General features: G+C 54.5%; 12 protein-coding genes. 4 read left to right on the top strand and 8 right to left on the bottom strand.

All coding sequences use genetic code 11. From position 1 onward, the window contains the following. Positions 1–16 precede the first annotated feature (16 nt). From HMPREF1028_RS07250 to HMPREF1028_RS07240, 3 genes are all read left to right on the top strand, one after another. Positions 17–946, top strand: coding sequence for an N-acyl homoserine lactonase family protein (locus HMPREF1028_RS07250; RefSeq protein ID WP_232203823.1), 930 nt, complete (start codon positions 17–19; stop codon positions 944–946). A gap of 208 nt (positions 947–1,154) precedes the next feature. Further along, positions 1,155–1,940, top strand: coding sequence for a 4,5-DOPA dioxygenase extradiol (gene ygiD, locus HMPREF1028_RS07245; RefSeq protein WP_009312176.1), 786 nt, complete (start codon positions 1,155–1,157; stop codon positions 1,938–1,940). A 29-nt stretch (positions 1,941–1,969) separates the two neighbouring features. Beyond that, on the top strand, positions 1,970–2,527 hold the full coding sequence (locus HMPREF1028_RS07240; RefSeq protein WP_232203821.1) for a DsbA family protein: 558 nt from the start codon (positions 1,970–1,972) through the stop codon (positions 2,525–2,527). Positions 2,528–2,742: 215 nt separating this feature from the next. On the opposite strand, the gene HMPREF1028_RS07235 is transcribed toward HMPREF1028_RS07240, so the two are convergent. From HMPREF1028_RS07235 to pdxH, 4 genes are all read right to left on the bottom strand, one after another. Then, positions 2,743–3,669: an aldose 1-epimerase gene (locus tag HMPREF1028_RS07235; RefSeq protein WP_009312171.1), complete on the bottom strand. Its 927-nt coding sequence runs from the start codon at positions 3,667–3,669 to the stop codon at positions 2,743–2,745. A 77-nt stretch (positions 3,670–3,746) separates the two neighbouring features. Then, positions 3,747–5,339, bottom strand: a complete 1,593-nt coding sequence (locus HMPREF1028_RS07230) for a VWA domain-containing protein (RefSeq protein ID WP_003764604.1) — start codon at positions 5,337–5,339, stop codon at positions 3,747–3,749. A 253-nt stretch (positions 5,340–5,592) separates the two neighbouring features. After that, the gene (locus HMPREF1028_RS07225) at positions 5,593–6,642 is read right to left on the bottom strand and encodes a pseudouridine synthase (RefSeq protein ID WP_009312168.1); all 1,050 of its coding nucleotides are present in this window, start codon (positions 6,640–6,642) and stop codon (positions 5,593–5,595) included. A 222-nt stretch (positions 6,643–6,864) separates the two neighbouring features. Then, positions 6,865–7,497, bottom strand: a complete 633-nt coding sequence (pdxH, locus tag HMPREF1028_RS07220) for a pyridoxamine 5'-phosphate oxidase (RefSeq protein WP_009312166.1) — start codon at positions 7,495–7,497, stop codon at positions 6,865–6,867. Positions 7,498–7,620: 123 nt separating this feature from the next. Here pdxH and dut point away from each other — a divergent pair, with 123 nt between their 5' ends. After that, positions 7,621–8,073: a dUTP diphosphatase gene (dut, locus tag HMPREF1028_RS07215; protein WP_009312164.1), complete on the top strand. Its 453-nt coding sequence runs from the start codon at positions 7,621–7,623 to the stop codon at positions 8,071–8,073. Between the two features lie 93 nt (positions 8,074–8,166). Here the strand turns inward: dut and HMPREF1028_RS07210 are convergent, their stop codons facing one another. From HMPREF1028_RS07210 to HMPREF1028_RS07195, 4 genes are all read right to left on the bottom strand, one after another. Beyond that, positions 8,167–9,105 carry a glycosyl transferase family 2 gene (locus HMPREF1028_RS07210; protein ID WP_009312162.1) on the bottom strand — a complete coding sequence of 313 codons (939 nt, stop codon included), beginning with the start codon at positions 9,103–9,105 and terminating at the stop codon, positions 8,167–8,169. Positions 9,106–9,109: 4 nt separating this feature from the next. Beyond that, on the bottom strand, positions 9,110–9,835 hold the full coding sequence (locus HMPREF1028_RS07205) for a glycosyltransferase family 2 protein (protein WP_009312160.1): 726 nt from the start codon (positions 9,833–9,835) through the stop codon (positions 9,110–9,112). Positions 9,836–9,848: 13 nt separating this feature from the next. Beyond that, positions 9,849–10,937 (bottom strand): class I SAM-dependent methyltransferase, encoded by a 1,089-nt coding sequence (locus HMPREF1028_RS07200; RefSeq protein ID WP_009312157.1) that lies wholly within the window; start codon positions 10,935–10,937, stop codon positions 9,849–9,851. Between the two features lie 155 nt (positions 10,938–11,092). After that, the gene (locus HMPREF1028_RS07195; protein ID WP_009312156.1) at positions 11,093–12,847 is read right to left on the bottom strand and encodes an AMP-binding protein; all 1,755 of its coding nucleotides are present in this window, start codon (positions 12,845–12,847) and stop codon (positions 11,093–11,095) included. Positions 12,848–12,979: the final 132 nt, after the last annotated feature.

Below are 12,979 nucleotides of genomic sequence, written 5' to 3'. Positions count from 1 at the left end.
ATTCAAAATGACGCAAATGCGTCAGCGTCTTTTTATCCAAACCACCTATACTTTGCCCATCAAATATTTATTGGAGACACACATCATGAACGACATCAAAATTCACTGCATCACCACCGGCTGGGTGCAAATCAAAATCCACCACCAACTTGCCCGCTTTTTCAAACGCCCCTTGCGCGTATTGGACGTATTGACCGACCGCAAATGGAGTCCGCACCTGCCCATCGGCTGCTGGCTGATTGAGCACCCAGAGGGGCTGATTATGGTCGATACCGGCGAATCTTCCCGCGCCAACGACCAGGGCTACCAGCCGTGGTGGCACCCGTTTATGCAGTTTTGCGAACGTCGCGGCGTGAAGCCCGAAGAAGAAGTCGGTGCGCTCCTGAAAGCCAAAGGTTTTGACCCGCTTGCCGTCAAATGGGTGGTGATGACCCATATGCACGGCGACCACGCAGGCGGCATTCCTAATTTTCCCAACAGCACCTTCATCCTAAGCGAAACCGAAGCCGCCGCCATACACGCCCACGACGCAGTATTCAACGGCTACCTGAAAATGCATTACCCCGAATGGTTGGACAAAAACACCCAAACCGTCAATTATCAGGACGGCGCATTTGAAAGTTTCGACCGCAGCACAGCACTTACCGCCGACGGCAAAGTCCGCATCGTCCCCACGCCCGGACACACCATGGGTCACCAAGCCGTCATCATCGATATGGGCGACCATTACGTTTTGATTGGTGGCGATGCGTCCTATTGCGAAGAATATATGCTAAATGGCGACATCGACGGCGTGTGTATAGATGGCGCGCTGCACCACGAATCCACCCAAAAAATGCGCCAGTTGTGCCGCAACAAACCAACCATCACCCAGTTTGCTCACGACTTTGATAGTGAGAAACGTTTGCTGGGTAAGATATTCAGCGTACCTACACGAGTAGATTGAGATAGAAAATGAAAAGCAGCCTGCACTTGGTTTTCCAAATGTGCAGGCTGCTTTTATATTTTCAGACGACCTCTTTTTAACTTTGCAGCAAAGCCAAAGAATACTTCATCATTTCCTATTGGGAAAATATGTTGTTCATAAATTGAGATTTATTGCTTAATCATTTATCCGTACAATCCGCCTCATCAAATATTTTAAGGAGGCAATGATGAAAAAAATGCCTGTATTGTTTGTCGGGCATGGCAGTCCGATGAATGTGTTGGATAAGGAAAATCCGTTCAACCAAAATCTCAGCCTGATTACGCAAAAGTTTGCCAAACCCAAGGCGATTTTGATGATTTCGGCGCATTGGTACAGCAGCCGTTTGCAGGTTACATCGGGCGAACATCCTGAAATGATTTACGATTTTTACGGATTTCCTGAAGAACTCAGCCAAGTGCAGTATCCGGCGCCCGGTTCGCCCGAATTGGCGGAGCAGGTGCGGTCGTTATTGCAGCCGGAGAATGTCGGGCTGAATCCGACACGCGGTTTTGATCACGGCGCGTGGGCGGTGTTGAAATTTCTGTATCCCGATGCTGATATTCCTGTGGTACAACTCAGCCTGAACCGTTCGCAATCTGCGGAATGGCATTTCAATTTGGCGAAAAAATTATCCTCCTTGCGCGAACAGGGTGTGTTGATTATCGGCAGCGGCAATATTATCCATAATTTGAGCGTGATGAGCAGGGCGCATATCAATCAAATCGGCGCGGGTTATGATTGGGCGTTTGCGTTCCGCGAAGCGGTCAATCAGGCGATTGTCGAGAGGGATGACGACACTTTGATCCATTACGAGCGTCTGGGCGAAAAGGTGATGCTCTCCGTGCCGACGCCGGAACATTATCTGCCTTTTCTTTGCATCATGGCATTGCGCGAGCCGGATGATGCCATTACGTTTTTCAACGACAACCTTGTCGCCGGTTCGCTCAGTATGACTTCGCTTTTAATGGGGTAAAAAATATGGTAGCGCAAAAGATTCTTTATTTGTTTGATCCGCTTTGCGGATGGTGTTATTCCGTTTCAGACGGCATTTCAAAATTGGCGCAAACTGCTGATGTCAAATTTGTTCCGACAGGCTTATTTTGCCGCGACAAAATCATGTCGCCCGATTGGGCGGAACATGCTTGGGAAAACGACCGGCGTATCGCCAAGCTCACAGGGCTGCCGTTTAGCGAAAATTATCGCCAAAACATTTTGCAGCAGCCGACCAATTTCAATTCTTTCGCCTTGGTGCAGGCTTTAACGGCGGTGCAAACTACCGAGCCTGCTCGCGAACCGGAAGCCTTGCGTGCTTTTCAAAAAGCACGTTACGAAGAAGGTTTAGATACGGCAAAATTGGATGTATTGGCAGATGTTTTGCGCCAAATCGGGTATCAGCAAGCGGTTGGGATTTTAAAAGATCGTGCAACCGAACAGCTTGCTAAACAGCGCATTGCTGACGGCGCCAATCTTGCGCAACAGTTTGGTGTCGGCGGAGTGCCGTTTGTGGTGGAAGAAACCGGGCAAGGTTGGAGGCAAATCCGCACGGAAAGCTTGTGGTAAAAGGAAGGGGCGAAAGCCCTTTTTTACAGCCGTAACTGGCTGTTCTTGATTTTTCAGACGAACTGTTGTGTCGTAAAGTGGAAAGGTGGATTTAAGTCGCTTGCTTATATATGCGGAAGCAAGAAACCAGTGCATCAGTTGATTAAAAGGTCGTCTGAAAACCTGATTGGGCGTTTTCAGACGACCTTTGCTTTGCCGGTAAAGATTCGGGCTGCTTACGGACGGTTGGCTGCGATATGGTAGCGCGTTTCAAATGCGGCTTCTTCTCCCGCGTCCAGCTTGATTAACCCTAAGCCGTTGTTGAAGCAGTCGGGTGCGCCGCTGAGGTTTTCGATGGCGATGGTGTCGCGGGTCGATGGGGTGAAGATTTGCAGGTAGGGATAGGATGCGTCGGGGTAAATGCTCAGGGTCAGCCCGTTGCCTGAAAGCGTACAGGCGGCGGGTTTGCTGCGTGCCAATACAAAGCTGTTGTCCAATTCGATGCCTGCCAAGCTTGAGGTCGTCTGAAAACGGGTATCATCGATCATGCTGCCGTCGGGAACCAAATCGGCATCGAAACCCAGGCGTTTGCTGCTGTCGATTTCCATCGACCAATCGTCGGTTTTGCCGCCGAGTGTGAAATAGGGGTGCCAGCCGTCTGCGAGCGGCATGGCGGTTGTGCCTTGGTTGCGGACGGTAGAGCGGATGCTTAAGCCGTCTGCGCTGAGGCGGTAGCGGACGGTCAGGCTGAAGGGGAAGGGGTAGCCGCTGTCGTCTTGTGCGTAATCTGCGCGGATTTCGACTTCGGCGGATTGGCTGTCGGCATGGCTGTTGACGAGGGCGAACTCGCGGTCATACATCAAACCGTGTGCCGCGTGTTCGGCGAGTTTGAATTTGCCGCACTGATACGCTTTGCCGTCAAAGCTGTATTTGCCGTGGCGCAGGCGGCAGGCGTACGGGCTGAGCTTGCCGCTGCGGAACCATTCGGTCAGGCTCTCGCGGGCGTGTTGCGGGGTGTCGTAGGCTTTGACGATGTTGAACCATGTGCCGTCGGGGCGGCGGATTTCGTAGCGGTTGAGCAGTCCGCCGTAGAGATAAATTTCCGCGCGCAAATCGGCTGAGGCGAGCAGCAGACGGTCGTTGTCGGTTTTGAGTGTGAACATGAAGCGGCTCCTGATGGTGGTTGAGGCAGGGTGTATAAAAGGTCGTCTGAAAAGTTTTCAGACGACCTTTTGAGATTTTACTCTTTAACTAAAGGACCTGATGTTCCTCCGTGTCCGGCGGCGGTGCGCACCAGTTGGAGAAATTCGGATTTCAGGCCGAACGGATCATCGCCTTGGACTTTTTGTGCCATGTTTTCGATGTCGCCCCAGCTTAGTTTGCCGTTGTATTCGCCGCCGCGCAAGGCTTGGGCGTAGGAGGCGGCGGCAAGGGCGAGCAGGGTGTCTTTGTCGGCTTGGTCAAGCGGTTTGCTGCCGACGGGGACGGCTTGCTGCATCAGTTGGCTGTCTTTTTGTCCAGGCAGTTTGTAGCGCACTTTGACAAAGGCGTATTCGTTTTTGCTGCCTTTAGCGGCTGGGGCTTTTTGATAGCGCGATTCTTCAAGCCAGCCTTGTTTGCCCTGCGGGATGATTTCATAGAGGGCGGTCACGCTGTGGCCTGCGCCGATGTCGCCCGCATCTACTCTGTCGTTGTTGAAGTCTTCATTACGCAGGGTGCGGTTGGTATAGCCGACCAAGCGGTATTCTTTGACGGTGGCGGGGTTGAATTCGACTTGGATTTTGACATCCTGCGCTACGGTGGCGAGTGTGGAGGTCAGCTGCTGTTGCAGGACTTTTTTCGCTTCTTTTTCGTTGTCGATGTAGCTGTAATTGCCGTCACCCGCATCGGCGATTTGTTCCATCATGTCTTCGTTGTAGTTGCCCATGCCGAAGCCTAGGGTACTGAGCGAAACGCCGCTTTTGCGTTTTTCGGCAACCATGGATTTGAGGGTTTCGGTGTCGGATACGCCGACGTTAAAGTCGCCATCGGTCGCCAGTAGGATGCGGTTGATGCCGTTGGGTACGAAGGCTTTTTGCGCTTGCTCATAAGCCATTTGCAGTGCGGATTCGCCGTCTGTCGCGCCGCCTGCACGCAGTTTGTCGATGGCGTTCAGGATTGTTTCTTTATCTGCACCTGAGGTGGGTGGAAGCACTAGATCCTCGCCTGACGCATAGGTAATCAGGGTCACTTTGTCTTGCGGACGTAATTGTTGGGTCAGGATGCGTAGGGTTTCTTGAACCAGCGGCAGTTTGTTTTCCTCATCCATACTGCCGGATACGTCCACAAGGAAAACGAGGTTGGCAGGCGGTAGGTCTTTCTTCGCGGTGTCTTGTGCTTGGATACCGATTTTGATGAGTTTGGCTTCAGGTTGCCACGGTGAATCAATGGTTTCAGTGTGAACGGCAAATGGACGGTTGTCAGTAGGCAGTGGATAGTTGTAGGGGAAATAATTGACGATTTCTTCAATCCGAACAGCATCTTTGGGCGGCTGTTCGCCATTGGTCAGGAATCGGCGGACGTTGGCGTAGCTTCCGGTATCGACGTCTATGCTGAATGTGGATACAGGCTCTTGGGCAACGGATTTGACCGGTTGGTCGGGTTGGTCTTGGTAGCGTTCGGTGTTTTCTGCAAGAGACAGATTTTCTTCAGTAACGGCGGCAGTAGACAGTGCTGCGTTGGATGGACTCTGAAGACCTTCAGGTGAAGAACTTGAGTGTTCGAGTGGACCGGAACACGCGGCCAAAGCTGCTAACGTGAGTATGGAAACGGTTTTTAGAAAAAAACGGGGCATGATTCAAGCTCCATAGAAATATCACATGCTGATTGTTAAAAGTATTGATAGCAGTGTATTGGCAGATTCAACGATAGCGCAGGGTCAATTTTTATTTGGATTTTAATGTGTGAATAGTGGGTTAAGTTTAAATCAGGACAAGGCGGAGCAATGCGGTACTGGTCTAAACTTAACCCACTATGTTTATGACTTAGGCAAGATTTTGTCGGGCTGAGACGATTTTGTAAAGGTCTCAGACCCGATTTATCTTACATTAACTTTTCTTCCGGCGGCGTTCGCCCGGCAGCAGCATATCCGCCCATTTGATGATGTTGGCGACTTCGGCGGGGTTGAGTTCGTAGAACTGTCCGCGTTTGAGGCGGTTGGGCAGGCCGATGGGGCCGAAGCCGACGCGCACGAGGCGGCTGACGGTGAGGCCTTGGCTTTCGAATATGCGGCGCACTTCGCGGTTGCGGCCTTCTTTAATCACGACGTTGTACCATTTGTTTGCGCCTTCGCCGCCTTGTTCGTAGATGCGTTCGACTTTTGCCAAGCCGTCTTCGAGCATCACGCCTTCTTCGGTGAGGCTGCGCATTTGTTCGGTGGTCAGCCCGCCCAGTACGCGCACGGCGTATTCGCGTTCGACTTCGAAGCTGGGGTGGGCGAAACGTTGGACGAGTTCGCCGGAGGTGGTCAGGATGAGCAGGCCGCTGGTGTTGATGTCCAAGCGCCCGATGGCGACCCAGCGGCTGCTGGCGGCCTGCGGCAGGCGGTCGAATATGCTGACGCGGCCTTGCGGGTCGTCGCGGGAAACGATTTCGCCTTCTTGTTTGTAATACAGGATGATGCGCGGCAGGCGGTCGGCCCATTTGAGTTTGATGATGCTGCCTTTGACGGTAACGTGGTCGTCGGGGGTGACTTTGTCGCCCAGTTGCGCGGTTTTGCCGTTGACCGTTACCCAGCCGTTGTTAATCCACTCTTCCATTTCGCGGCGCGAGCCGACACCGGACGCGGCAAGCACTTTTTGCAGGCGTTCGGGTTCCATGCGCGACAAGTCGCTGCGGCGCTCTTTCAAATCGCGCGCGCGTTCCATGATTTTTTGGTTGGGATTGCGGACGACGAGTTTTCTGGCTTTAGCGGCGCGCTGTTTGGGGGCGTTTTGCGGCTTGAGGTCGTCTGAAACTTTTTGTCCGTAAGGTTTGGAAGCGACTTTGCGCGTTTCGTCTTTGGGACGGGCTTTGCTTTTGAAAGGTTTGGCGGTTTTCTTGGCAGACGGGGCCGCGCCGTCGCGCCATTGGCGTTTGCTGGTGGGTTGCTTGGACATGGGTTCTCCTAACGCGTTTGATGGCAGCGGGTTGAATTTGAGCAAGTCAAATTCAACCCGCTGCGGAAAACGGTTCTTCTGCGGCGGTGGCGGCAGGATAAGTTACGGATAAAAGGTCACCTGAAAACGAATGAAACGAGTTTTGTTAAAACGTTTTTATATTTCAGACGACCTTTTGCGGGAGTCGGGATTTTACCCTATCGGCTTGAAGCTGTGGAAAGTTTAAGGCGACAGCCGCTCGCGTATCCAGTTGCCGTCAACCAAGCGGTATTGGATGCGGTCGTGCAGGCGGCTGGGGCGGCCCTGCCAGAATTCGATGCGGTCGGGAATGACGAGATAGCCGCCCCAATGCGGCGGGCGCGGGACGTGCAGCGGGTGTTTCGCGCCCACTGCCGCCGCTTTGGCAACCAACATCGCCTTGCTCGACAACACTTCGCTCTGCGCGCTTGCCCATGCGCCGATGCGGCTGGTGTAGGGGCGGCTGTCGAAATATTCATCCGAAGCGGCGGCATCCAGTTTTTCGATGCGCCCTTCAACGCGCACCTGCCGCTCCAGCTCTGGCCAGAAAAATGTCATGGCGGCAAACGGATGCGCGTCAAACGAGCGTCCTTTGCGGCTTAAGTAGTTGCTGAAAAACACAAATCCCTGCGGATTGACCTCTTTCAGCAGCACCATGCGGCTGTTCGGCCTGCCGTCTTCGCCCACGGCGGCGACGTTGACAGCAGTCGGCTCGTTGACTTGCGAATGAATCGCCTCGTTCAGCCATTGCTCGAACTGGACAATCGGGTCGGCATGGCATTCCGATTCCGACAGTTCGCGCTTGCTGTAATCTTCGCGGATATTGTGCAAATCCATGATGTCCTCCGATATTCACGTTTGGTTGAATGAATCATACCCCGTTTTTTCAGACGACTCCAACGATAGGGCGGGGGAATATGTGTATAATCCGCGTCAAATCAAATGAAACGGAAAAAAATCATGCAAACCGAAGTCGAACTGAAAATCCTCAATCCGAAAATGGCGGACAAACTGCCCGCCTACGCCACGCCGGGTTCTGCCGGACTCGATCTGCGCGCCTGTTTGGACGAAGCCGTGACCCTGCAACCGGGCGACACTTATCTTGTTCCGACCGGTCTGGCGGTGCACCTTGCCAATCCCGACTACGCCGCCGTTTTGCTGCCGCGTTCCGGTCTGGGACACAAACACGGCATCGTCTTGGGCAACTTGGTCGGACTGATCGATTCGGACTATCAGGGCGAACTCAAAGTCTCCGTGTGGAACAGGGGCAAAGAAGCGTTTACCATCGAGCCGATGGAACGCATCGCGCAAATGGTCATCGTTCCCGTCATCCAAGCCTCGTTCAAAGTCGTGGACGAATTTGCCGCCAGCGAACGCGGCGAAGGCGGCTTCGGCAGCACGGGCAAAGCCTAAACCGCCTGTTCAAACACAAAGGTCGTCTGAATTTGAACAGAGCACCCGAATAGGCTCTTATTGAATGCCTAAGATTTAGGGGCAGTTCAGGATTCAGACGACCTTTTCTTTTTCCTCGTTCCAAAAATCATAAAAGTTAAACCATTGCAGCGGATTTTGCGCGCATTCTTGCGCCAAAATATCGGCGAAGCCCTGCATGGCGGCGGTAACGGCGGCTTCGCGGTTGCCGCGTTTCCAGTCGGAAGTGTCAGTGAAGCGGCGCAGTTTCAAATGGTAGCGGCCGTTTTGCTTGACGCAAAACAGCGTGTTCACCTGCGTTTTCAAGAGCGCGGCCAAGAGCCATGCGCCTTGCGGCATGGGGGCGGTATGGCCTAGGAAATGGATGTCGGCGGTTTTCTCGCCGCGCACGGGTACGCGGTCGGCGGCAATGGCTATCCATTCGCCGTCTTCGATGCGGCGGTTCAGCTCCATCATCAGGGTGGGATCCAAATCCGTGACCTGAATCAGGCGGATGTGTTCCGCGCCCGCTTTTTGCAAGGCTTCGTTGAACGCCTGCGCGTGTTTGCTGTGTACCAACACATTGAGCCTGAAGCCTTTATGGTGCGACACCAGCGCGCGGCAGACTTCGGTGTTGCCCAAGTGGGAGCAGGCGAAAATCTGCCCGCGTACCGAATTGCTCACTTGCGTATAAACGCCGTCCGGGTCTTCCAGTACCAAATCTTCATAACGGATTTTGCGCTGCCACACGGCAAAACGGTCGCATATTGCCTCGCCGAACGCGATAAATTGTTTGAATACGCTGTGTTTCGGCAAAACGGTATCGGGAAAGGCCGTCTGAAGACGGGTTTGATACCGCAGGATATGGCGGTGCGGTTTGGGCGCGGTGGCGTAGAAATAGAGTACCACAAACCAGATGCACGGCCTCATCAGGAAGGCGGGCAGATAGCGCACCATCAGCGTGGTCAGGGCGAGAAACAGGCGGCTGCCGCGTTCTGGCTGCGCCGCCCAGTGGTTTTGCGTGTTGTCGGTCATGTTTTCAGACGGCCTTTCCGAATAAAGCGCCCAAGCGCCGCCGCAACATCCCTAAAAACAGCCGCGTGTGCATTTTGCTGATGCGCACGTTGTCGGCGAAGGCGTTGAAGTGGGACACGCCGTCGGCGGCGTATTGCACGGGCGTTTTAATCCAAACCGGCTTGATGCCGCGCCAGTACAGGCGGATGAGGATTTCGGTGTCGAAATCCATGCGGTCGCCCACGGTTTCTTCGCGGACGACCGAAAGCGCGGGGGCGAGTGGGTAGAGGCGGAAGCCGCACATGCCGTCTTTGATGTCGCACGACCAAGTGTGCAGCATGTTCCAGAAGTCGGTAATCTTGCGCCCGTACAGCCGCGCTTTGGGCGCGTCGCCGCCGTATTGCGGCCAGCCGCAGACGACGGCTTCGGGGTTTTGTTCCGCCGCCGCCAAGAGTTTGGGCGTGTCGTCCAGATGGTGCTGACCGTCGGCATCAACCTGCAAAACATGGCTGTAACCGTTTTCTTCGGCGTATTTCAAACCGGTTTTAACCGCCGCGCCTTTGCCGCCGTTGATGGGGCGGTAAAGGACGCGGATGCCGTCTGAAACCAATGCCTGCAATACGGGTTTGCATTCTTCGCGCGAACCGTCGTCCACAATCAATACGTCCAAACCGAAGCCGTGCATGGTCTGTGCGACGCGGGCGATGGCGGCGGGGTGGTTGTAGTGGGGGATTAACACTAGGGTTTTCATGGGGATACCGTTTTCAGACGACCTTCTCGCAACGCAAGATGCTGTGTCCGCGTCCGATGCCGTCTGAAATTTCCGCCACTTTCAATCCGGCGTTTTCAACGCAGCGTATCAGGTCTTCGGAATGGAAGATTTTGCTGTTGCCGTTGGCCATGGCGGTGAAATACAGGCTGGTCATGGTCAGGCAGTAGGCGGCGGTTTCGTATTGCTGCCTGTCCCAGCAGGGCTCCATGATGTAGAGGCTGGTGTGCGCGCTCATGGAAGCGGCGGCGCGGCGCAGGATGCCGGTGACTTGTTCCTCGCTGAAACAGTCTAAAAACTGGCTCATCCAAATCGCGTCGAAACCTGTCGGGAAGGGGACTTCGGGGTCGAGCAGGTTGGCGGGGTGGGCATGGATGCGTTCCGCGCCGGTTTTGCCTTTGGTCGCTTCGCGCATCAGGGCGATTTGTTGCGGCAAATCCATGATGGTAACTTCGACTTCGGCGTTGTAGCCGACGCATTGTTCCGCCCAGCGGCCGGTGTTGCCGCCGACGTCGAGCAGTTTTTTAACCGGTTTGGCGAACACGGTTTTCAGCGCTTCGGCAAAGGAATTGTCGGAATAATAGTGGTCGAAGGCAAACCATTTTTCCTGCGCGACGCCCGGCAGCGAGGACAAGCCTTCGTAAATCGTCGGCCAGTTGCCGAAAACTTTCAGCCCTTCGGGTTTGCCCGTTTGCAGGGTTTTTTCCAAGTCAAACATACCTTGGTAACAGATTTCCTGCGTGAAATCCATGTTCACGCGCGCCATTTTGTCTTTCAGTAAGAACCAGCCTGCTTTGCTGATGAAATAGCGGTTGTCGCGGGTGTGCACCGTGCCGATGGAGAGCGAGGCTTCAAGCAGCACTTGCGCGGCGTAACCGCTGATTTGCGCTTTCTCGGCGATTTCGGCTTGAGTAAGGCCGTCTGAATGGTCGTTCAGCAAATCCAAAATGCCGAATTTCACCATCAGGCGGGATACTTGGAACACAATCGGCGCAAAGGCGATTTCCTGCGCCAAACGCTGCGCTTCGCCTGCGGACTGATGTTCTTCGGAATAACGTTGTGCTAGTGCTGGAAAAAGTTGCATATTTTCTATCTTTTCATTTAATTATGGGTTGTTATTAGGTTTGCGGCCATTTAAAAAACAGGTCATGCCGAAGCCGCGTATTTTTGAGTGGGATTATCCCCGATTTGCAGGTTTTCCTCTTCCCGCAGAAGAGGGCGGAACCTAAAAAAGCATTTTCAGACGACCTCGAACACAATCCGCCCCGATGCGCACGGATTGTCGCCGTTGTTGACTTTAAAGCTCAATTTGTTTTTGGCTTCATCGTATTTCAGCTCCACCGACACTTCGTCATGCGGACGGACGAACTGCTGGTATTTCAGGTTTTCCACGCGGACGACGCGCTGCCTGCCCCACGGATGACGCGCCGCCAGATCGCGCACCCATTGCAGCTCGACTACGCCGGGTACGAGCGGGAAGGTGGCGAAATGGCCGCCGAAATAGACCAAATCAAGCGGCACGCGGCCGATGAAGGTTTCGGCGGCGGTTTCTTCTTCAGATGATGTTTTTGACCAAACGGGCGATGTTTGGGCGACGGTAAAGGCCGTCTGAAAATCGGCGGAGGCGATTTTGGCCTGAGCGTTGCGCGGCAGGCTGTCGGCGAAACGCCAGTAACGGGGCAGGGCGATGGTGTCCTGCGTGGCGGCAAGGTGGCGTTTGAGCGCGTCGGCGACGGCGGCACGGCCTTGGTCGCGCAGGGCAGCGATACCGTCCGCGTTCAACGCCGCCCATATGGCGATGCGCTGATGTTGCGGATGGCGGCCGCAATGGGCGTCGGCAATCCACGGATGCCGTAAAAGTTCGTGTTCGATTTGGGTCAGCGACACGCGTTTGTCCTCGAATTTGATGATGCGGTCTTGGCGGCCGAGCAGCAGGAAACCGTCGGGCTGCGACTCGATTAAGTCGGCGGTCTGGCGGCGTTCGGGCGACCACGGCGAAGATGCCCACAATGCGCCTTCTTCGTTCTGCCCGATTTCCACGCCGGCAAACGGCCGCCATTCGCGGCCTTCCCGACGCGACGCAATCACGCCGGTTTCGGTGCTGCCGTACACTTCAAACGGGCGGACGGCAGCCTGTTGCAGCAAATCCGCCGTGGCTTCGGGCAGCGCGCCGCCCGCCGACACGATGCCCGCGATTTTATGGCCGATGCTCTGCCAGTTGCGGTTTTCGCCCAAGCGGTTGAGTACCGCTGGACTGGCAATCCACACCACTTTTTCATGCGCTGCCGTGCTGGCGAGCAGGTTTTCCGGATAAACCGCCTGTCGCCGCTCCATAGGCCAGCCCATTGTCAGCGCCAGCGCGAAGCGGAAAGTGAAGCCGTAAAGGTGTTGCGGAATGACGCTGCCGATAACCGTTTCCCCGCTGCGTCCGAACGGCAGCGCGTCCGCCAATATCAAGGCTTCCGCCTGCATTTGCGCGGCGGTTTTCACAATCACCTGCGCCTCGCCGCTGGAACCCGACGTTTTCAGCCACGCTTCGGCATGGCCGGGAATCAGATGGTTCCCAGGGGCGGGCGTCGGGTTTTCAGTCGACGTGTGTGCCGGCAAATCGGGCAGGTGCCATACGGGTGGGTTGGATTGCACATCCAACGGCAGTCCCGATTCATCGCGTTGTTCGGTTTGACTGCCCAACTTACTTTGCAAATCTTCGGAATCCGTCAAAAACACATCCGCTGTCCGCCCCCAGTCCAAATTGTCCCGCGCCAGATTCGGCAGCAGCAACACCCGCCCGCCCGAATGCCACACCGCCAACACGGCGCAGGCAAACAGCGCGGCATCGTCAAACCACAACGCGGCAGTTTGCACATTTGCCGTTTTCAGACGACCTGACAGCCGGAAAACCGCACGGTTGAAATCAGCACGCGTCCAATTTGGATGGGTAGCGATAAGGTCTTGTTGGGGCAGGTCGGGGGATAGGATTTGGGTTAGGTGCATAATTATAATTTACTAATTAATAAAGAAATTAATTACATCGGAAATGCTATATTATTTTTGAGATAAAAAGCCATGATTACCAATAAAAAATTGTGAACTACCCTACATTCCAAAGAAACTGTTTATTTATAA

Origin of the sequence: Neisseria sp. GT4A_CT1, from assembly GCF_000227275.1 — a bacterium.
Taxonomy (GTDB): Bacteria; Pseudomonadota; Gammaproteobacteria; order Burkholderiales; family Neisseriaceae; genus Neisseria.
The sequence above is the reverse complement of the archived record's forward strand: the minus strand, read 5'-3'. Positions and strand labels throughout refer to the sequence as shown.

Bases quoted from the DNA above. Each gene is read 5' to 3' on its own strand.
- HMPREF1028_RS07250 (WP_232203823.1), top strand. From the start codon at position 17: ATGCGTCAGCGTCTTTTTATCCAAACCACCTATACTTTGCCCATCAAA.
- ygiD (WP_009312176.1), top strand. From the start codon at position 1,155: ATGAAAAAAATGCCTGTATTGTTTGTCGGGCATGGCAGTCCGATGAAT.
- HMPREF1028_RS07235 (WP_009312171.1), bottom strand. From the start codon at position 3,669: ATGTTCACACTCAAAACCGACAACGACCGTCTGCTGCTCGCCTCAGCC.
- HMPREF1028_RS07230 (WP_003764604.1), bottom strand. From the start codon at position 5,339: ATGCCCCGTTTTTTTCTAAAAACCGTTTCCATACTCACGTTAGCAGCT.
- HMPREF1028_RS07225 (WP_009312168.1), bottom strand. From the start codon at position 6,642: ATGTCCAAGCAACCCACCAGCAAACGCCAATGGCGCGACGGCGCGGCC.
- pdxH (WP_009312166.1), bottom strand. From the start codon at position 7,497: ATGGATTTGCACAATATCCGCGAAGATTACAGCAAGCGCGAACTGTCG.
- dut (WP_009312164.1), top strand. From the start codon at position 7,621: ATGCAAACCGAAGTCGAACTGAAAATCCTCAATCCGAAAATGGCGGAC.
- HMPREF1028_RS07210 (WP_009312162.1), bottom strand. From the start codon at position 9,105: ATGACCGACAACACGCAAAACCACTGGGCGGCGCAGCCAGAACGCGGC.
- HMPREF1028_RS07205 (WP_009312160.1), bottom strand. From the start codon at position 9,835: ATGAAAACCCTAGTGTTAATCCCCCACTACAACCACCCCGCCGCCATC.
- HMPREF1028_RS07200 (WP_009312157.1), bottom strand. From the start codon at position 10,937: ATGCAACTTTTTCCAGCACTAGCACAACGTTATTCCGAAGAACATCAG.
- HMPREF1028_RS07195 (WP_009312156.1), bottom strand. From the start codon at position 12,847: ATGCACCTAACCCAAATCCTATCCCCCGACCTGCCCCAACAAGACCTT.